This window comes from Mobilicoccus sp., from assembly GCF_032060985.1.
Taxonomy (GTDB): Bacteria; Actinomycetota; Actinomycetes; order Actinomycetales; family Dermatophilaceae; genus Mobilicoccus.
Genome location: NZ_DAMBGD010000025.1, coordinates 18630 through 36386, shown reverse-complemented (window position 1 = coordinate 36386; position 17757 = coordinate 18630). Strand labels below are relative to the sequence as shown.

Genomic DNA, 17757 nt, shown 5'->3' with positions numbered 1-17757 from the left:
CCCGCAAGATTCACCACCGAAACAGACCACAGAATCGCGACGGTGGATCAAGGCTGAGCCACACCTCGAGCCGGCCCCTCCCGGCGTGGCCCGAGGCATCCGCCGCCACGCGCGTCGCGGCGGCGACCACCTCTCGCCCCGTCGGCACCTCCACGTCGGAGTGCACCAACCCCACCGACGCCCCTCCGTCCTCCGCCTCGCCCGGCGTCGTCTCGCTCCGCTGTCGCGGGTGTCGATGCTTCGCCCCTATCCGTGCGCGCGATGGGCAAGGGTGGGTGGCATCACGTCCGTCCCTCCCCGCACCGGGGTCCGCGCCTGTGGCCGGCCCGGTCGTCGCACCGCTCACGGCCTGCGTCACGGCCGTACCGATCACCCGCCCTGCCGCGCCCGCGGCACGTGAGATTCGAGGATTCCCATGACTCGCCGAGCAGTTCCCACCGCAGTCGCCGTCGCCGTCGCTCTCGCCGGAGCGGTCGTCGCCGCCCCCGCCGCCACGGCCGCCCCCGCGGCCCCGGCACGCACCGCTGCCCCGGCCGCGACGCAGGCCGCGAAGACCTTCACCCACCGCGTCGACATCGACGGCGACGGACGCAAGGACACCGTCACCCTCCGCCTCGTCTCCTCCCGCGGAGACCTCAACGGGTACCGCCTCGCGGTGCGCACGGCGAAGGGCCGGTCGTCGTCCCTGCCCGTGTACGTCGACAACATGAACGACCCCACCCCGCGCGACCTGTGGGTCGGCGCGACGGGCATCGACGGCGTCCGCGGCAACGAGGTGATGCTCGACCTCGGCGGCGGCGTCGGCGACTTCGCGTGGATCCACACGTACACGTGGCGCAACGGCAAGCTCACGCCCCTCGCCGCGCCGAACTCGACGCGCACGAGCCGGTCGTGGTCGGTGACGTTCCCGCCGTTCCCCGTGAGCGGTTGGACGTTCTCGATTAAGGGCAACACTCGGTACGTCGTGCACCACCAGCTCAACGCGTCCCCGAGCGGCCGCACCTACTCCGGCACGAACACGACCTACCGGTGGACGTCGAAGGGCTGGAAGAAGGTGTCGACGGCGAAGTCCGGCGTCGTCTCCCGCAAGACGGCGGACAAGATGTCCGACTTCCGCGGCCTCATCTGGCGCTGACGCACGACGCACGGCGGCGACAATCGCTACTGTCGGGGCATGGCCACCCACCCGATCGCCCGCCTCACCGCCTCGTCGTTCGGCCCGCTCGACCGAGTCGACATCGAGGTGAGCCCAGCCTTGAACATCGTCACCGGCGACAACGGCACGGGTAAGACTCAACTGCTCAAACTGCTGTACGCGTGCACCCGGACGATCTCGGAGTCCGGCAACCCCACGATGACCAAGGCCGCGCTCCAGGTGGCACTCGCAGCCAAGCTCTCCGGCGTGTTCCGCCCAGACCAACTGGGCCGACTCGCACGGCGCGCCCCCGGCCGCAACCGGGCCGAAGTGAAGGTCAAGTATCGAGGGATCGGCGACCCACTGGAGTTCTCCTTCGCCACCAATTCCCGCCACGAGGTCAAGGTGGCTTCCTTTCCCACCACACCTCTCGACGACGTCCCCGTGTACTTCCCCGCCCGCGAACTGCTGTCGATCTACCCCGGGCTGGCCGCCCTCTACGACTCCCGGGAGATCGAACTCGAGGAGACCTGGCGTGACACGGCCGTCCTCCTCAGCCGCCAGGCCCTCCGCGGCCAACGGGGCGACCAGGCGAACGCCCTTCTCGCTCCCCTGCTGGAGGTCATGGAAGGCCGCGTCACGGAGGAGGGCGGCCGGTTCTACGTCACCCTCCCGAACACGCGCGGCGGCGGTGACCGGTTCGAGGCCCACCTCGTCTCCGAGGGGTATCGCAAGCTCGCCATGGTGATCCGCCTCGTCTCCTCCGGTGTCCTCCTCCAGAGCGGATACCTGTTCTGGGACGAGCCGGAGGCCAATCTGAACCCCACCACCCAGCGTGCCGTCGCCCAGGCCATCCTCACGCTCGCCGCCCGCGGAACGCAGGTCTTCGTCGCGACCCACAGCGTGTTCCTCCTGCGAGAGCTCGAGATGCTCATCGGGGCAGGGGAATCGACACTCCGCCCCGAGGATGTCCGCTACATCGGCCTCTACCGCGACGTCTCGGACGACGGCGTCCGAGTTACGGCCGAATCCACCACCGACCCCGCCGAACTCAGCTCCATCGCCGCACTGCGCGCCGAATCAGAGCAGAGCCTGCGCTACCTGACGGCCTGACCCATGGGGCCGACCCTGCAGGAGAAAGACGTGATCTTCGCCTTCGACGGCGGATGGGAGGTCGAGAAATTCGACGAATGGCCCGAGCACAAGGCGCTGAACCGCTTTCCTTATCACGCTAAGGGATGCGACTTCGTCGCCCACGACGGGCGCCACCTGTGGCTCGTCGAGGTCAAGGACTACACCCGCGACGCGCGTACAGCGCCCCCGGATCTGCCCCAAGAGGTCGGAGTCAAGGCCTTCCACACGCTCGCAACCATTCATGCTGTGGCCAGATGGGGCCTCGACCCACACCGCGAGTTCTGCACACGCGCGCTGGCCTGCACAGAACTCTCCCTCAGACTCAGCGTCGAGCTTCCGGACAAAGGCCGCAAGCTCATGGGAGTCGCCAAACCCCTCGCCGACCTGAAGGACGAACTCGCCCGCGTCACACGGCCCCTCGGGTGCCATCGGCCGGTCGTCACCGCCGCGTTGCTCACCTCGCACACTCACGCGCGGGGAGTCCCCTGGAAGGCTCACCGCGACCCGGCCACTCGACACCGACACCACGACCGATAGATCCCCGCTCTTACCATCCCCTCGCCGGGTCAGACCCCCTGGCGCTGGCGACCCTGGCAACCGGCGACACTCTCTCGGTCGCCGCGGTCGCCGGTCAGCTGCCCCGCGTCCGGCTTCGCTCAGCCCCGATCCCCGTGCACCGCGGTGACGGCGTCGCGCCGGGACGCCCCCGCGAGGATCCGCCGGTACACCTCCGGCACCGGCTCACCCCGCTCCTCCATCGCCGCGACGGCGTGGGCGATGTTGTCGCCCCGCCCGACGCCGAGCAGGATCGACGCGATCATGACCGCCATCATCGCGTAGGCGTACACGACGAACGGGGTCGCGTCCGTCGCCGCCAACGGCGCCGACGTGTCCCGCGCGAAGCTGATCGTGAAGATCACCGCCGGCGTCCACGGCAGCGAGTACACGAGCGTGCACGAGATCGCGTCCATGAGGTTCGCGATGCGGTACGGGCTGATCCCGAACCGCTGCCCCAACGGCTTGGCGAACGACGCGCCCGTCGCGAGGATCGCCGGCGCGTTCAACCCCATCACCGCCGACAGGGCCGTGATCATCGCGGCGATCGTGAACTCCGCGCTGCGCGGACCGCGCGCCACGCTCTCGAGCGCGTTGAGCAGCCGCACATCACCACGGCCCGCCCGCATCACCGCGATCGACCCGAACAGCAGCAGCGCGAGCACCGCCACCTGCAGCATCGAGTCGATCCCCGTGTAGATCACACCCCCGACCTCCCGGTCGAGCCCCTCCCCCGGCACCGTGAGGAGCGCCGGCCTCGCCGCGTCGGGCACGTCGATCTGCACGACGTCCATGAGCCCCACCGCGATGGCCGTCATCGCGGTGAGCACGATCCCCCAACTCGTCGCGATGACGATGTCCCCGCTGCGGAGCGCGACCCAGATCGTCACGGCCACGGGAAGCAGCGACACCAACGGCACGAGGTTCTGCTGCCCCTCGGCGACACCCTGCGCGGCGCCGTGGAACCACAGCGGCAGGACAAGCAGCGCAGCGATCGTGAGAGCCGACGCCGCCATCGCGTACTTGAACCGCGACCGCACCACGCCCGGAACGTCGACACCCTGCGTCGTCGCCGAGACGATCGTCGTGTCCGACACCGGCGCGAGGTTGTCACCGAACGCGGCACCCGAGATCACCGACCCCGCGAGCAGACCGGGATGCACACCAAGCAGCACGCCCGCCGGGTACAGCACCGCCATGCCCGTCGCGATGGTGCCGAACCCCGTCCCCGACGCCGTCGCGAACAACGCTGAGACGACGAACGTGACGACGAGGAAGATCGTCGGCCCCACGTGCATCGACGTCGCCACACGTGCGAGCGCGTCCGCGAGACCCGTGTCACGCAGCACCCGAGAGAACACCCCCGCGAAGATCCACGCGACGACCGGGATGATCGCCTCCCGACTCGCCATGCCCCGCACGACGACGTCGGCGAACCGTGACTTGTCGCGCGCGAGGAAGAACGGCACGAGGATCGCGACGAACGCTGGAACCCACAACGCCCCGTCGGAGATCGACGACCACCACAACGTCGTGACCACGATCATCCCGAGGAAGATCACGACCGGCAGGAACGAAACCCACTCACCGCCGTAGAACTCGAGCTCCGGCCCCGATCTCGCCCGCTCGTCGAACCCCGAGGCGGCACCGACCAGCCGCCCCTCCTCCACCTCGTGCCGTCGTGCTCGATCGACGCCGTCGTCGCTCATGGCCACTCGCTCTCACCGGACCGTGCCCCGCCCCTTCAGCGGAGCGGTTCTCATCCAACCAGAGCGCGACTCCGCGTCCTGCTCGATCACCGCGCCACGCCACGAACTTCGACGAGTACGTCTGGGGCGGTGACGCGACATGGGACCTGCAGGCGATGTGGAAGAGCACTCCGCCGCCGAGACACCCCGCGAACGGCCGGGTGTGACGACGGCGCAGGCGTCCCCGTCATAGTGGAGGTTCGTCTCCGAGAGGATCCTCATGCCCGCCCGTCGTGTCGCCCTGTTCGCCGCCGTGATCGCGAGCGTCACGGCCGGATGCGGTGGCCCCTCCCCACGACGACGTCGCAGCCGACAGCCTCGGCACCGAGCAGCACGACTCCCGCCGAGAACACGCAGACCATCCGCTCGGACACGACGACCTCCCCCGCCGCGACGCCGACTCCGGCGCCCACGGCGTCACAGCCGACGAGCTCGAGCCCCACCGCCGCGGACATCCCCCTCGGCCCCCGCGACCCTAAAACGAAGGTGCGCATCGCCGTTCCGCAGTACGACGCGCCGGGCTCGCCGGTGTCGGTCATCCTCACCGCGCCGGGCGCGAAGGGATTAGACGTCGCCGTCGCGGGCCGCCGGGGCGAGTGCGTCGGCGAGACGTGGCGGCACGCGGGCGGCACGTCGCAGCGCTGCTGGATCACGCTGCCGACGAAGCGCGGCACGCACACGATCACCGCCCACGCGCGTCTCGGCGGGCGGCACGCGCTCGGCACGACGACGATCGACGCGGCCGGCCCGAACGGCGGCGCCGTCGACGCGGCCACCCGTGACCGGATCCTCACGTGCGGCAACACGACCCGCGACGTGTGGCTGACCTTCGACGACGGGTTCCTCTCCGAGCGCACGATGCGGTCGATGCTCACGACGCTGCGCCGCGAGAACGTGCAGGCGCGGTTCTTCGGCATGGGTCAGTGGGCGCGGGCCACCCCAAGGATGGTCGAGGAGATCCGCGCCGCCGGGCACCTCGTCGAGAACCACACCGACACGCACGAGTCGCTCAACGCCCTCGACGCGGCGACACTCCGCCGCCAGATCACCCGCGGCCCGAGCACCGACGCGACGCTGCTACGGCCGGGGTTCGGGGCGGGGGCGTTCACGCAGCGGGTCACCGACGAGGCCGCCCGCGTCGGGCAGCGGGTCTGCTACTGGAACGTCGACACCCGCGACTGGAGCCGCCCGGGCGTCGACAAGATCGTCGACCGCGTCCTCCACGGCGACTCCTACACCGAACCCGCCCGCCCCGGCAGCGTCATCCTCATGCACATGACGAGCACCCAGACCGCCGAGGCGCTCCCCACCCTCATCCACCGCCTCCGCGACGAAGGACTCACCCTCCCGCCCCTGCGGTGAGCGATACGCCTGCCCCCGTGACCGTGCTCCCGCCGTCCCGCGGGCGACGTTCACTCCCTGCGGCATCGTCGACGCGGACACCCGTTTTCGGGCCGCGGCCGCGATGGCTGGGGACCGCCGACTCACCGCCGGCACGGTCGTTCGGATGCGTGCGGATACGCCGGGGTGAGGACCACGCGTGGATGATGGACGCATGACCCGACGTCCCCTGTTCGCCCTGTCCGCCGCCACACTCGTCATGACGGCCGCCGGCGTCGGTGGCGCGGCCACCCCGACGGCGAGCGCAGCGCCGACGACGGCGCCCGCCGGTGCCGCCCTCACCGCGGCGCGTCGGCCCGCGCCGGCGTACGCGACGCCGAGTCGGGGCGGAGTTCGCCTGCGCCCCACCAAGTCCGGCGCGCTCTCGGGGCGGATCGTCGTCGTCGACCCCGGCCACAACGGCGTGCACTCGCGCCGCATCAACACCCGTCTCGTGCCGGCGGGCAACGGGCGCCGCAAGGCGTGCAACACCTCCGGCACCGCCAACGCCCGGCAGAGCGAACACGCCCTCGTGTGGGCCGTCGCCACCGACCTCGCCGCACAGCTCCGCGCGAAGGGCGCGACCGTCGTCCTCACCCGCCCGAACGACCGCGGCGTCGGCCCCTGCGTCGACGAACGCGCCGAGATCGGCAACCGCGCCGGCGCCGACCTCGTCGTCTCGCTCCACGCCGACGGCAACACGTCCCGCCGCGCCCGCGGCTTCCACGTCATCACCGCGGCCCGCATGAAGGGCGGCCCCGAGGCCGTCTCCCAGTCGAACGCTCTCGCCACCCACGTCGCGGCCGGGATGCGTCGCGCCGGGATGCCGCGCTCCACCTACCTCGGCGACCGCCGCGGCATCGACGTCCGCAGCGACATCGCCGGACTCAACCTCTCCCGCCCACCCGCCGTCATGCTCGAGATGGGCAACATGCGCCACCCCGCCGACGCCGCACTCCTCGCCCGAGCGCCGTTCCGCCACAAGGTCGCCCAAGGCCTTACGAACGCCGTCGTCACCTCGCTGCGCTGACGCTGCGCGTTCGCGTCGCACGACGGGAGAAACCCGACCACCGACGCGTCGCGCCCCCGGGGGGCACATCACCGCTGCTCACGACCCGTCACCGGGCACCGAACGGCCCCTCTGCCACGTTCCGGGCAGGACCTCGAGGCACGAATATGTCGAAGCACCTGTAACGGACGCATGACCTGCTCGATTAGGGGAGTGACCCCGTCACCCGGGGCACCGTGCGCCGCCGGTCCTGTTGCGCCCCAGCACTCTTCGAGGAACGCCCATGTCTCGTGCCCTCCCCCTTCTCGTCGCGGCGGCCGCAGCGGCCGCCCCCCTCGTCGCCGCCACCGCCCCGGCTGCTGACGCGGCACCCACCGCCCGCTACCGCAACTGCGCGCAGCTCAACCGGGACTACCCGCACGGCGTCGGCAAGAAGGGGGCCGTCGACAAGGCCAACGGCGGACGCAAGGCGCACCCCGTCCGCAACTTCAAGGTCGACACGAGGCTCTACAACTCCCTGAGCAAGTCTCTCGACCGCGACCGCGACGGCATCGCCTGCGAGAAGGGCGGCAGCAGCTCCACGCCCACCAAGAAGGCGCCCGCGAAGAAGGCACCGGCCAAGAAGGTGCCCGCGAAGAAGGCACCGGCCAAGAAGGTGCCCGCGAAGAAGACGAGCAAGGGCCGAGCCGTCAGCTCCCCCACCGGATTCGCGTTCGTCACCCCCAGCGGCAACATCAGGTGTCTCGCCGGCCCCAGCGACGTGCGTTGCGACATCACCGAGATCGCCTACCGTCTCCCGCAGACGCCGAGCTGGTGCCCCACGGACTACGGCCAGTCTTTCGGTCTGTACCGGGACGCCTCGATCCTGTGCGCGGGAGACACCATCGCCGGCACGGCCTCACCCCGCCAGAACTGGTTCCTCAAGACGGGCCTCAAGCCCCTCAACGTGTACGGCGAGCAGCAGGCGGTGCTGCCCTACGGCTGGACCGTGAAGGGAACGCAGATCGCCTGCACGTCGACGACGAAGGGTGTGACGTGCACGAACTCCACGACGCGTCACGGGTTCACGATTTCGAAGGCGGCCTACAAGGTCTTCTGATCCTCCTCACCCGCTCCACGGCGGGCGCGGTGTACGGCCCGGTCGACGGCATGTCGGCCGGGCCGTTCGACGTCCGGGAGGGGGGTGACGGCGGGCATGCGTGGGAGCCCGCGTCGGCGCATGACCGGGCCGTGGTGAGGGCAGCCGACCGAGGTGTGCGCCACGGGGGTGTGGCTCTCCACTTAGGCTGGGCCGCATGAAGATCGCCGTCGCAGGACTCGGGTACGTCGGACTCGCCAATGCCGTCATCCTCGCGCAACTTCACGACGTGGTGGCCGTGGATCTCGACGCCGAGCGGGTCGAGATGATCGACGCGAAGCAGTCGCCCATCGTCGACCCCGACATCTCGGAGTACCTCGCGAGCAGGGAGCTCCGCCTCACCGCGACGACGGACGCCGAGTCGGCCTACACCGGAGCGGATTTCCTCATCGTCGCCACGCCGACGAACTACGACGAGGAGCTCAACTTCTTCGACACGAGCAGCGTCGACTCCGTCCTCTCCCTCGCCGAGAAGTGTTCTCCCGCACCGACGGTCGTCGTCAAGTCGACGATCCCCGTCGGCTACACGGCGGACGCGCGAGCGCAGCACCCGGACCTCACGATCCTCTTCTCCCCCGAGTTCCTCCGCGAGGGCCGCGCGCTCTACGACAACCTCCACCCGTCCCGCATCGTCGTCGGCGCCGACCCGTCGACGCGGGAGAAGGCCGAGGAGTTCGCCGCGCTGCTGCGCGTCGGCAGCCTGGATGCGGACACCCCCGTCCTCATCACCGGCACCACCGAGGCCGAGGCGATCAAGCTGTTCGCCAACACCTACCTCGCGATGCGCGTCGCCTACTTCAACGAGCTCGACACGTACGCGAGCCGCCACGGCCTCGACACCCGCCAGATCATCGACGGCGTCGGCCTCGACCCGCGCATCGGCAGCCACTACAACAACCCGAGCTTCGGCTACGGCGGTTATTGCCTGCCCAAGGACACCAAGCAGCTCCTCGCGAACTACGACCAGGTGCCGCAGACGCTCATCAAGGCGATCGTCGAGTCGAACACCACGCGCAAGGACTTCATCGCCTTCGACATCATCGACAAGAATCCGCAGGTCGTCGGCGTGTACCGGCTCACGATGAAGACCGGCAGCGACAACTTCAGGTCCTCCTCCATCCAGGGCATCATGAAGCGCATCAAGGCCAAGGGCATCACCGTCCTCGTCTACGAGCCCACGCTCGAGGAGGACGACTTCTACCGTTCCGAGGTCGTGCGCGATCTCGAGGACTTCAAACGCCGCAGCGACGTCATCATCGCGAACCGGCGGAGCGACGACCTCGCCGACGTCGCGGACAAGGTCTACACCCGCGACCTCTTCGGTTCGGACTGACGACCCCTGCGTCCCGCCACCCCCGGCTCCCGGCCGGTCACCGCGCTCGGCCGGGGAGAACCCGAGCACAGCGGAGGTGACCGGAGGGGCAGATCACGAGTTCCACACACTGTGAACACGGTTCGGATGCGACACGCGCGCCGACGTCACCGCGCCCACGTCCCGTCCTAGGCTCGGAGACGGCGGGTATGAACGCCCGTCCTCGGGGACCATCGTTCACAGGGGGAATCATCATGCGTCGATCCGTCGTCGGCCTCGCGGCCGCCGCGTTGCTCTCCTCGTCGGCCCAGTCCGCCTTCGCGGCGCCGCCCACGGCACCGGACACCGCGCCGGTCGCCGCACCCGCGGCGCTCACCTCGCGCGCCGACGTCGACGGCGACGGACGTCGCGACACCATCACGCTCGTCCGCCGTGCCGTCACACCCGACGAGTACAGGTTCCGTCTCACCGTCGTCACGGCGTCGGGCAAGCGGGCCATCCGCGACGTGCTCGTCCCCAACTACGGGGACGGCTCCCTCCAGCCGGCCGACGTGTGGATCGGCACCGCGTCCGTCGACGGCGCACGCGGCGTCGAGATGGCGGTCGAGCGCAGCGGCAACGTCGGCGACTTCCCCTGGCCACATCTCTACACGTGGCGGAGCGGGCGCATCGTGCCCGAGACCGCGCCGGGCGCTCCCGTGGGTGAGACCGGGTGGACCGTCGCCAACCACTTCTCCCTCATCCAGGGCTACGACATCCGCACCGTCAAGGGCCGCCGGCAGGTCACGGCCACGGTCCTCAAGGGCACGTTCGACCCCAAGCGGGAGACCGCGACCTTCCGCGGCACGCGCACGACCTACCGGTGGGAGCGCGGCACCTGGCGCAAGGTGTCCACGCACCGGACGCGCACTCTGTCGGACCCCGTGGCGCAGCGCTACGCCGGGTGGCACGGCATCACCTGGCGCGGCTGACCCCGACGCCTCCGCCTCGATCCTCGCGCCCGGCGGCGCGCTGAACAGGGCGGACGTCGAGCTCCGAAAAAAAGCACATCGATCGTCCAAGTCGCCTGTAACACCGTGTCCCCGTGTGGCGATGATGACAGTGAGACGGCGACACCGGGCGGGGACATCGGACCCGGCGTCGCCCCGGGGGGATTGAGGACGCGGGCAGCTTCAGGGGGTCTGTTCGCCGGGGGCCGTGAGTCGGTCACCGAGGGCGGGGTTCGGATCGTGTCGATCCGGACCCCGCCCTTCCGCTGTCCGCCCCGCCGTCGACCCGTGAACCCGGCATTCTGCCGCGATCCTGGTGCCCTGCCCGCACGTCGCTCAGCCCGTTCGGGCTGCGCGACCGACCCCCGCGACGACACCGACGACGGGCGTGGCCGAGGCGTTCGCGGTCGCCACGGACCCGAGATCACGAACCGCTTGCGATGGGCGCACGGTCGGGTCAAGAAGGCGTGGCGGCCCTGGCCGGTACTTCCCAGCGGTGGAACAGTTCTCGATGCACACCCACTCAGGTGCGCACGGGGAATCCACATCGCTCAGGGGCCAACATGTCTCGTTCAATCCGTCACGCTCAGCTCGTCACCGGCGCCGTCGTCGCCACCCTCGCCCTCCCGCTCGGCGCCGCACCCGCCGGCGCAGCCGCCCTCACCACCAGCGCTCCCAAGCCGTGCGTCTCGAGCGGGTGCAAGGTGGTCTCCCGCGCCGACGTCGACGGCGACGGACGCGCGGACACCGTGAGCCTCACCCGGCAGAGCCGCGGCGCCTGGCACACCCTGCGCGTCGTCACCGCCCGCGGTGCGGTGTCGTCGGTGAAGATCTCGACCTCGTGGCTCTGGTCGGGCCAGACCCCGTTCCTCGGTGCGGTGGCCCTGGACGGCCAGCGCGGCGCGGAGCTCGTCATCCTCACGGGCACCGGCGCGCACACCGCCTTCCACCGCGTCTACACCTGGCGTTCCGGGCGCCTCGTCGCGGAGAAGGACCCGTCGGGCTCGACCACGTGGACCACCGACGGTGCCGCCGCGTTCGCAAGGGGATACACCCTCCGCACCGTGAAGGGCACCCCGCAGCTCACGAGCATCGACTACGCGCGCGACTCCTGGGGCGACACCGCGACGTTCTCCGGTCGCCGCATCGTGGCGCAGTGGAAGAACGGTCGCTGGACCGCCATCACCGACCGGCACGTGGTGGTCAAGGAGGGCCCGGCCGTGTGGCGCGGCGCCGGGTGGAACGTCAAGGGCATCGCCAGGTTCTGACCTGCACCGAGGCGTCGCATGGGGGATGCGGCGCCTCGGCGCTGTGGGGATGCGGGAAGCGGCGACTCGGGAGAGCCGGCCCGTGCCCGCTCACAGACACCGAATCCGGCGGCGTTACGGGATCGTGACTGGTCGGACGCTCGGCTCACAACGGTGAGCGGGCGATGGGGCAGGCGAGTCGATCCCCCGCGACAGGCGAGGTGAGCTGCAACGATGCGTGACTCCGCCTCGGCCCCTGGACCGCACGCCCGGCTCGACATGCCCGTGCCCCGGTGGTTGCGGCGTCGACCGCCGCGGCGACGTGAGACATCGCCACGGCTGCGTCCGGAGCGATCGTGGCTGAACCTCCGGCGCCCACGGCGCGGCGCACCCGTCCTCGATTCGGGCGCGCCGCGCTCCTGGGGGCACGGTCCGCAGACGGGTCCCCACCCGTGATCCGCGCGTGCCTCCCCCGCGGGTCCGCGTCGAACACGAGCGCCGCGGGGACGAGCCCGGCGGTGTGCGGGAGCAACTCACACCCCTGCCAAGGTGGACGTCCCCCAGAGACATCGGCTCCATCGGGCGATCGGCCCCTGCCACAGAATCGATCGCGTTCACACCGCCGGGCTCCACCTCACGTCTGTGACGTACCGGTGCCCTGCACACTCCACATCGGACGTCCGAAGGGCCATGTGATCACCGAATCTCCAAGATTGAGTAAAGGGTCGCTGTGCCGTGACCCCCGGGATTCGGACGAACGGCACGAACGGGTCATCACCCGCGCAGACCCGATCCGCCCGTGAGGTCGACGAACCGGTAGCCGTGGTCGCGATACCACTCGATGATCCGCGGGAGGGCCGCGACCGTGTTCCCACGGTGGGAATGGACCTCCGCCTCGGGCTCATTGCTCGCTTTGGCGGTGTGCATGAGGACGATGGGGTGCTCACCGGGGGAACGCGTCGCACGTTCCACGATGGCCGCGGTGGCCGCGCGGGTCGTGGTCGGCGGCTGTGTCCAGTCCGCGGTGTCTCGCGACCAGAGGACGACGGTGAGTCCCCGACGAGTCGCCGCGCCCATCACGTTGTGCATGACCCCGCCCGGCGGACGGAAGAAACACACGGGCCTCCCACCGTCGGCGGCGATGAGCTCGGAGGTGCGGCGCATCTGATCGTCGAGATGCGCCGGCGTCCAGGGGACATCGCGCGGGTAGAGGTGGTCCCACGTGTGGTTGGCGACGAGGTGGCCGTCGGCGATGAGGGCCTGCTCCTCGCCCCGATCGCCCGCGATCCTCTGCCCGACGTGGAAGAACGTGGCCCGCACCCCGTATCGGCGCAGGATGGCGCGGACCTCCGGGGTCACCCCTCCGGGGCCGTCGTCGAACGTGAGGGCCACGGTGCGTCCCGCTCCGGGCGCGTGGCGGACCGGTTCGGCGGGCGGGGTCGGGCACGCGGTGGTCCCCGCACCTGGTGGCGCCGTCCCGGGGCGCGCCTGGCTCGGCCCGCGCGTGATCGTCGCGTTCGGCGGCAGAGGCGCCGCGGGAGAGGCCACACCGGGGTCGCTCGCACCGGCGGGGGGTTCGGCGGGATAGAGCGGGAGGTCCACCCCGCCGGCGCACCGCCCCATCGGCAGGTCGGCGACGTGATCGGCGAGCCACCCCTCGATGCGATCGACGTCCTGACGGGCCGCGTCGGGGGAGGTCGCGCGGACGACGAGGACGACCCCCGCGACTCCCCGTCCGCCACGCACGAGGGCCGAGCGCCGGACGATTGTCTCCTGACCCAGGGTCGCTATCGAGTCCTGGACGGCCTGTTCCACCCCACCGTCGGCGGGCGTGCCGACGACCGCCGCGGGCGTCGCCGCACCCGCCGTCGCACCCGCGGCCCCGGTCGTGGGCGAGGAGGCTTCCTCCCCGGGCGAGGTCGCCGATGGACTCGCCGAGCGCTGACGCCGCTGTGTGTCGAGGGCCCAGCGCTCGCCGGGGGATGTCGCCTGCGCGAGGCCCTGGCGCGCCACCACGGCGTCGGGACGACAGGCGGTGGAGGCGAGGAGCCGTGCGGCCGCCTCGGCACCCCACGGCGTGGCAGGAAGGCCGGCCGCGGAGGTGGCGTCGACGGTGGTCCTCGTGAGGGCGCCCTCGTTGACGACGTTCTGCACGGCCGCCGCAGGCGAGGCGCCGCCGCTCGTCGCCGCCGCGCGTTGCCACAGGACCGAGACGGCCTCGGCCGACTCCGTCGCGATCGCGGTCCGCGCCGTGGCGGCGAGATCGCCCTGCTCGGGGACACGGGCGGCGAGGGCGAGCGGGAGGGTCATCGAGCGGAGCGCCGGCTGCGGGCGCGTGTCACCGATGGTGAGAGAGGACCCACCCACATCGCCACCGGCGACGACCGCGAGGCTGACCCGTTCTGAGACGCCCGGCAGACGATAGGCGAAGTCGGCGGGGAGATCGGGCCCGGTCGCGGCGGCCGCCCCCGCCCCGGGCGTCGACGTGCCCACCGACAGGGGAGACGTGCCGGCCTGCGGGCCCGTCGTCGTCCCACATGACGTCAGGAGGAGCGCGGTCGCGACGAGACCGACGAGACCGCCCGCCCGCCCACGCGCGGACGGGCGGATCACGAGCCTCGGGCGGAAGTCTGCGGCGGCGTTCATCGCCCCTCCTATCGACCGGCGCTCCCACACCTGAACCGGGCCTCGGGGCCTCGGTGACGCACAGCCGACCCCGGCGCGGGCGGATCCTTCGGACGTGGGGCGCCGCCGGGACGGCCCGGCCCACCGATTCTTGCGTACCGGTGGGGTCTCGATGCCGTTGTGTGTGAAGCCAAGTGGGAGGAATGCACATGAGCGATGAGATCGAAGACGAACGACCGAGTAGTAAGATCTCACCCCGAACACCGGAGTGCCGACGAGGAGAGCGTTCGACGAATCGGCGCCTCCAGGGCGCCTCGAGACAGGGGTCGAGAGATGACCGTGTGTCCGCAATGCGGGGAGCCGGGTTCGGAGCGCTACTGCGGCGCGTGCGGGGCGGAGCAGGTCTGGTCCGGGCCCGAGACCCCGACGGTCTGGGGGCACCGCGCCACCGACCCCGATCCGAACCGGTATGCCTACCTGCCGATGGAGACACCCGTCGCCTACGGCCCGCCGATGGAGGCCCAGCCGCCACCCGCCTATTGGGAACAGCCGGCCGGTTCCTCCTCTCGGGGACGCGGGGCCCTCGTCGCCGCGGGGGTCGCGGTGACGCTTCTCGGCGCGGGGATCGGCTGGTGGTTCGCACGATCCGATGCCCCGGCCACCGCGACCTCGGCGTCGGCGCCCGTGACGGCGACATCCACGGCACCGCATTCCGCCACGTCACCCGCGCCCTCTGTTGCCGCCACAGCGCCCCCGCCCCAGACGTTCTCGGCCCCACCCCCCCTGCCAACCCCCGGTGGGGGTGCCCCAGGAGCCCCGACCGTTGCCCCTCCGCCGGCAGCACTCCCCCCCGCCCCCGCGCAGTCGCAGGACGCCCCCGCCCCCAGCGCGACACCCTCGCACGACGCGGGGGCCGCCGCCGAGACCAAGCTCGCCGGCTACCGTCAAGCGTCCCTGGACGGACCCAGCTTCGACGGACATTGGGTCGCGCAGCTCGCGAGCAAGTATCCAGGCGTGTACGACAAGTATCAGGAGACACGGTCGGGCGAACACCGGTTCTGGACCGACGACATCCTCGTCGAGCACGAGAACCTGCGCGGAACGTTCGGGGACTCGTCCATCCGGCTCGTGCGCTCGGCCGACCTCCTCCACAAGAAGCCGATCCGTTCAGACATGTGGGTCACGTTCTACGACGGCGACTTCTCCTCCCGTGACCAGGCCCTCGCCTGGTGCAAGAGCCAGTTCCCCGGACGCTCCGGGGAGCGGTTGGAGAACGTCTGCGCCCCGCGGCAGACGAACCTCTCCTGAGCGGCGGACCGTCGCCTGCGGCGTCCACCGGCGCCGTACCGAGTTCCGTCCGCCAGACCGGGCCTCCTGCACACGCTCCTGGTCGGGCCGCCGTCGTCGGGTGATCATGCCGGCCCTGACCACGCCTCCCAGCCCCCATCTCGACGGCCGGCAGACCGCGTCGGCGTCGTGAAGCCCGAGGGGCGAGCGGCGGGCGCTCCGGTGACGAGTCGGTCGCCGGCGTGACGCGGCGCGTCGGAGGACGTCGGCGCCCTTCGCTGCGGACCGCCGCACCGTGGTCGGCGCCGCGGACGCGGATCAGCCCCGTCGCCGCCGCAGCGCCTCGCCCTTCGCCTTGGCGGTGGCTTCGAGGGAGGTCTGGAACTCGACCATGCGGTCACGGACGGCGGTGTCCTCCGGCGTCGTGCCGGCGCCGATGATGCGGGCCGCGAGGAGGCCGGCGTTGCGGGCGTTGCCGATCGACACGGTGGCGACGGGCACACCCGCGGGCATCTGGACGATCGAGAGCAGGGAGTCCATGCCGTCGAGGTAGGCGAGCGGCACCGGTACGCCGATGACCGGCAGCGGCGTCACCGCGGCGAGCATGCCCGGCAGGTGGGCCGCGCCCCCCGCGCCGGCGACGATGACCCGCAGGCCCCGGTCGGCAGCCTGCTGACCGTAGGCGATCATCTCGGTGGGCATGCGGTGCGCCGAGACGACGTCGGCCTCGTAGGCGAGGCCCAGCTCCTCCAGTGCCTGCGCCGCGGCCTCCATCACCGGCCAGTCGCTGTCGCTGCCCATGACGATGCCGACCAGTGGCCGGGCTTCTTCGCTCATCTCGTCGCTCCTCAGGTGGGGTCGTGCCCCGACGACGCCGCCGGGGTGGGCTGGTGGCCCGGAGTCGGTCACTCGGTGATCGTGCCCTCGAGGTACCCGGCGGCGTGGGCGGCGCGTTCACGGAGGTCCGCGAGGTCGTCGCCGCACACCGTGACGTGACCGATCTTGCGGCCCGGACGCACCTCCTTGCCGTAGAGGTGCATCTTGAGGCCGGGGTCGCGGGCGAGGAGGTGCTTGTACGTGCCGTAGAGCTCGGCGTGCTCCGGCTCCGCGCCGCCGAGGACGTTGCCCATGACGGTCCACCTCGACCGCGCACGGGTGTCGCCGAGCGGCAGGTCGAGGACGGCGCGCAGGTGCTGTTCGAACTGGCTCGTGATCGACCCGTCGATGCTCCAGTGCCCCGAGTTGTGCGGGCGCATCGCGAGTTCGTTGACCACGTAGCCGGGCCGCCCGTCGCGGACGACCTCGAACAGCTCGACCGCCATGACGCCGGTGACGTCGAGTTCCCCCGCGATGCGCAGTCCCGCCGCGGTGACGGCGGTGGCGAGGTCGTCGTCGAGGTCGGGCGCGGGGGCGATGACCTCGGTGCAGATGCCGTCGGTCTGGACGGTCTCCACGACCGGCCAGGCCGCGGCCTGCCCCGACGGGCTTCGGGCGATGAGCACGGCGATCTCGCGCGTGAAGTCGACGGCCTCCTCGGCGAGCAGGGGGTCGGACCCCGCCCGCTCGAACCAGTCGGCGCAGTCGGCGACGTCGTCCGCGGTGGAGACCATCCGCACGCCCTTGCCGTCGTATCCACCGCGCGGCGTCTTGAGGACGAGGGGGAAGCCGATCTCCTCTCCGAACGCGGCGAGGTCGTCGACGGACCCGACGGCGCGCCACCGAGGGCAGTCGACGAGGTCACCGAGCCGCTCGCGCATCGCGAGCTTGTCCTGCGCGTACCGCAACGCCGACGGACGCGGGTGCAGCGGCACCCCGTCCTCCTCGAGCGCGGCGAGGACCTCCGGCGGCACGTGCTCATGGTCGAAGGTGACGACGTCACACTGCCGCGCGAACTCCCGCACGGTCTCGACGTCGTCGTGGGCGCCCACCGGTGCGTTCGGGACGACGAGCGCCGCCGCGGCCTGCGGTCCCTCGGACAACACCGCGAGCGTCAGCGACAACCCGACGGCCGGCGGCTGACACATGCGCGCCAACTGCCCACCACCGATGATCCCGACGACCGGGAAGCCCCCCGGATGCCGCACGACCTGCTCCACGTTCGGTCCCTTCTCGATCTCATGCCACCGACGTGACGCCACCGACGCCGGCCCTCACGATAGTCGGCCGCACCGACAACCCTCGTGCCGCGCCGGGACGCC

At 71.3% G+C, this 17757-nt stretch carries 15 protein-coding genes; 10 read left to right on the top strand and 5 right to left on the bottom strand.

Annotation, left to right across the window (positions count from 1 at the left end; all coding sequences use genetic code 11):
• The first annotated feature begins 415 nt into the window (after positions 1–415).
• From RT054_RS15875 to RT054_RS15865, 3 genes are read left to right on the top strand one after another with little or no spacing between them, the layout of a single operon-like run.
• Complete coding sequence (locus RT054_RS15875) at positions 416–1135, top strand: hypothetical protein (protein WP_313025514.1); 720 nt, start codon at positions 416–418, stop codon at positions 1133–1135.
• A gap of 39 nt (positions 1136–1174) precedes the next feature.
• Positions 1175–2248, top strand: a complete 1074-nt coding sequence (locus RT054_RS15870) for an AAA family ATPase (RefSeq protein ID WP_313025513.1) — start codon at positions 1175–1177, stop codon at positions 2246–2248.
• 30 nt (positions 2249–2278) lie between these two features.
• Positions 2279–2806, top strand: a complete 528-nt coding sequence (locus tag RT054_RS15865) for a hypothetical protein (RefSeq protein ID WP_313025512.1) — start codon at positions 2279–2281, stop codon at positions 2804–2806.
• Positions 2807–2925: 119 nt separating this feature from the next.
• Here RT054_RS15865 and RT054_RS15860 read toward each other — a convergent pair whose 3' ends face one another.
• Both RT054_RS15860 and RT054_RS15855 read right to left on the bottom strand, forming a co-directional pair.
• A complete protein-coding gene (locus tag RT054_RS15860) occupies positions 2926–4533 on the bottom strand; it encodes a Na+/H+ antiporter NhaC family protein (protein ID WP_313025510.1) in 1608 nt (535 codons plus the stop codon).
• A gap of 305 nt (positions 4534–4838) precedes the next feature.
• Positions 4839–5027, bottom strand: coding sequence for a hypothetical protein (locus RT054_RS15855; protein ID WP_313025508.1), 189 nt, complete (start codon positions 5025–5027; stop codon positions 4839–4841).
• A gap of 31 nt (positions 5028–5058) precedes the next feature.
• Between RT054_RS15855 and RT054_RS15850 the strand changes: the two genes are divergently transcribed.
• The 6 genes from RT054_RS15850 to RT054_RS15825 all read left to right on the top strand — a co-directional run bounded on the left by RT054_RS15850 (position 5059) and on the right by RT054_RS15825 (position 11668).
• A complete protein-coding gene (locus tag RT054_RS15850; protein ID WP_313025507.1) occupies positions 5059–5934 on the top strand; it encodes a polysaccharide deacetylase family protein in 876 nt (291 codons plus the stop codon).
• Positions 5935–6127: 193 nt separating this feature from the next.
• Complete coding sequence (locus RT054_RS15845; RefSeq protein ID WP_313025506.1) at positions 6128–6982, top strand: N-acetylmuramoyl-L-alanine amidase; 855 nt, start codon at positions 6128–6130, stop codon at positions 6980–6982.
• Between the two features lie 262 nt (positions 6983–7244).
• On the top strand, positions 7245–8060 hold the full coding sequence (locus tag RT054_RS15840) for an excalibur calcium-binding domain-containing protein (protein WP_313025505.1): 816 nt from the start codon (positions 7245–7247) through the stop codon (positions 8058–8060).
• A gap of 196 nt (positions 8061–8256) precedes the next feature.
• The gene (locus RT054_RS15835; RefSeq protein ID WP_313025504.1) at positions 8257–9432 is read left to right on the top strand and encodes a nucleotide sugar dehydrogenase; all 1176 of its coding nucleotides are present in this window, start codon (positions 8257–8259) and stop codon (positions 9430–9432) included.
• A 233-nt stretch (positions 9433–9665) separates the two neighbouring features.
• Positions 9666–10382 carry a hypothetical protein gene (locus RT054_RS15830; RefSeq protein WP_313025501.1) on the top strand — a complete coding sequence of 239 codons (717 nt, stop codon included), beginning with the start codon at positions 9666–9668 and terminating at the stop codon, positions 10380–10382.
• Between the two features lie 581 nt (positions 10383–10963).
• Positions 10964–11668 carry a hypothetical protein gene (locus RT054_RS15825; protein WP_312719998.1) on the top strand — a complete coding sequence of 235 codons (705 nt, stop codon included), beginning with the start codon at positions 10964–10966 and terminating at the stop codon, positions 11666–11668.
• 753 nt (positions 11669–12421) lie between these two features.
• Here the strand turns inward: RT054_RS15825 and RT054_RS15820 are convergent.
• The gene (locus tag RT054_RS15820; RefSeq protein WP_313025499.1) at positions 12422–14293 is read right to left on the bottom strand and encodes a polysaccharide deacetylase family protein; all 1872 of its coding nucleotides are present in this window, start codon (positions 14291–14293) and stop codon (positions 12422–12424) included.
• Positions 14294–15286: 993 nt separating this feature from the next.
• Between RT054_RS15820 and RT054_RS15815 the strand changes: the two genes are divergently transcribed.
• Complete coding sequence (locus tag RT054_RS15815; RefSeq protein WP_312720001.1) at positions 15287–15580, top strand: hypothetical protein; 294 nt, start codon at positions 15287–15289, stop codon at positions 15578–15580.
• Positions 15581–15877: 297 nt separating this feature from the next.
• Here RT054_RS15815 and purE read toward each other — a convergent pair whose 3' ends face one another.
• Positions 15878–16396, bottom strand: a complete 519-nt coding sequence (gene purE / locus RT054_RS15810; RefSeq protein ID WP_312720003.1) for a 5-(carboxyamino)imidazole ribonucleotide mutase — start codon at positions 16394–16396, stop codon at positions 15878–15880.
• A gap of 68 nt (positions 16397–16464) precedes the next feature.
• On the bottom strand, positions 16465–17655 hold the full coding sequence (locus RT054_RS15805; RefSeq protein WP_313025495.1) for a 5-(carboxyamino)imidazole ribonucleotide synthase: 1191 nt from the start codon (positions 17653–17655) through the stop codon (positions 16465–16467).
• Between the last annotated feature and the right edge of the window lie 102 nt (positions 17656–17757).

Excerpts from the sequence above, each read along its gene's own strand:
- RT054_RS15875 (WP_313025514.1), top strand. The coding sequence starts at position 416 with ATGACTCGCCGAGCAGTTCCCACCGCAGTCGCCGTCGCCGTCGCTCTC.
- RT054_RS15870 (WP_313025513.1), top strand. The coding sequence starts at position 1,175 with ATGGCCACCCACCCGATCGCCCGCCTCACCGCCTCGTCGTTCGGCCCG.
- RT054_RS15860 (WP_313025510.1), bottom strand. The coding sequence starts at position 4,533 with ATGAGCGACGACGGCGTCGATCGAGCACGACGGCACGAGGTGGAGGAG.
- RT054_RS15855 (WP_313025508.1), bottom strand. The coding sequence starts at position 5,027 with ATGTCCGCGGCGGTGGGGCTCGAGCTCGTCGGCTGTGACGCCGTGGGC.
- RT054_RS15845 (WP_313025506.1), top strand. The coding sequence starts at position 6,128 with ATGACCCGACGTCCCCTGTTCGCCCTGTCCGCCGCCACACTCGTCATG.
- RT054_RS15840 (WP_313025505.1), top strand. The coding sequence starts at position 7,245 with ATGTCTCGTGCCCTCCCCCTTCTCGTCGCGGCGGCCGCAGCGGCCGCC.
- RT054_RS15835 (WP_313025504.1), top strand. The coding sequence starts at position 8,257 with ATGAAGATCGCCGTCGCAGGACTCGGGTACGTCGGACTCGCCAATGCC.
- RT054_RS15830 (WP_313025501.1), top strand. The coding sequence starts at position 9,666 with ATGCGTCGATCCGTCGTCGGCCTCGCGGCCGCCGCGTTGCTCTCCTCG.
- RT054_RS15825 (WP_312719998.1), top strand. The coding sequence starts at position 10,964 with ATGTCTCGTTCAATCCGTCACGCTCAGCTCGTCACCGGCGCCGTCGTC.
- RT054_RS15820 (WP_313025499.1), bottom strand. The coding sequence starts at position 14,293 with ATGAACGCCGCCGCAGACTTCCGCCCGAGGCTCGTGATCCGCCCGTCC.
- purE (WP_312720003.1), bottom strand. The coding sequence starts at position 16,396 with ATGAGCGAAGAAGCCCGGCCACTGGTCGGCATCGTCATGGGCAGCGAC.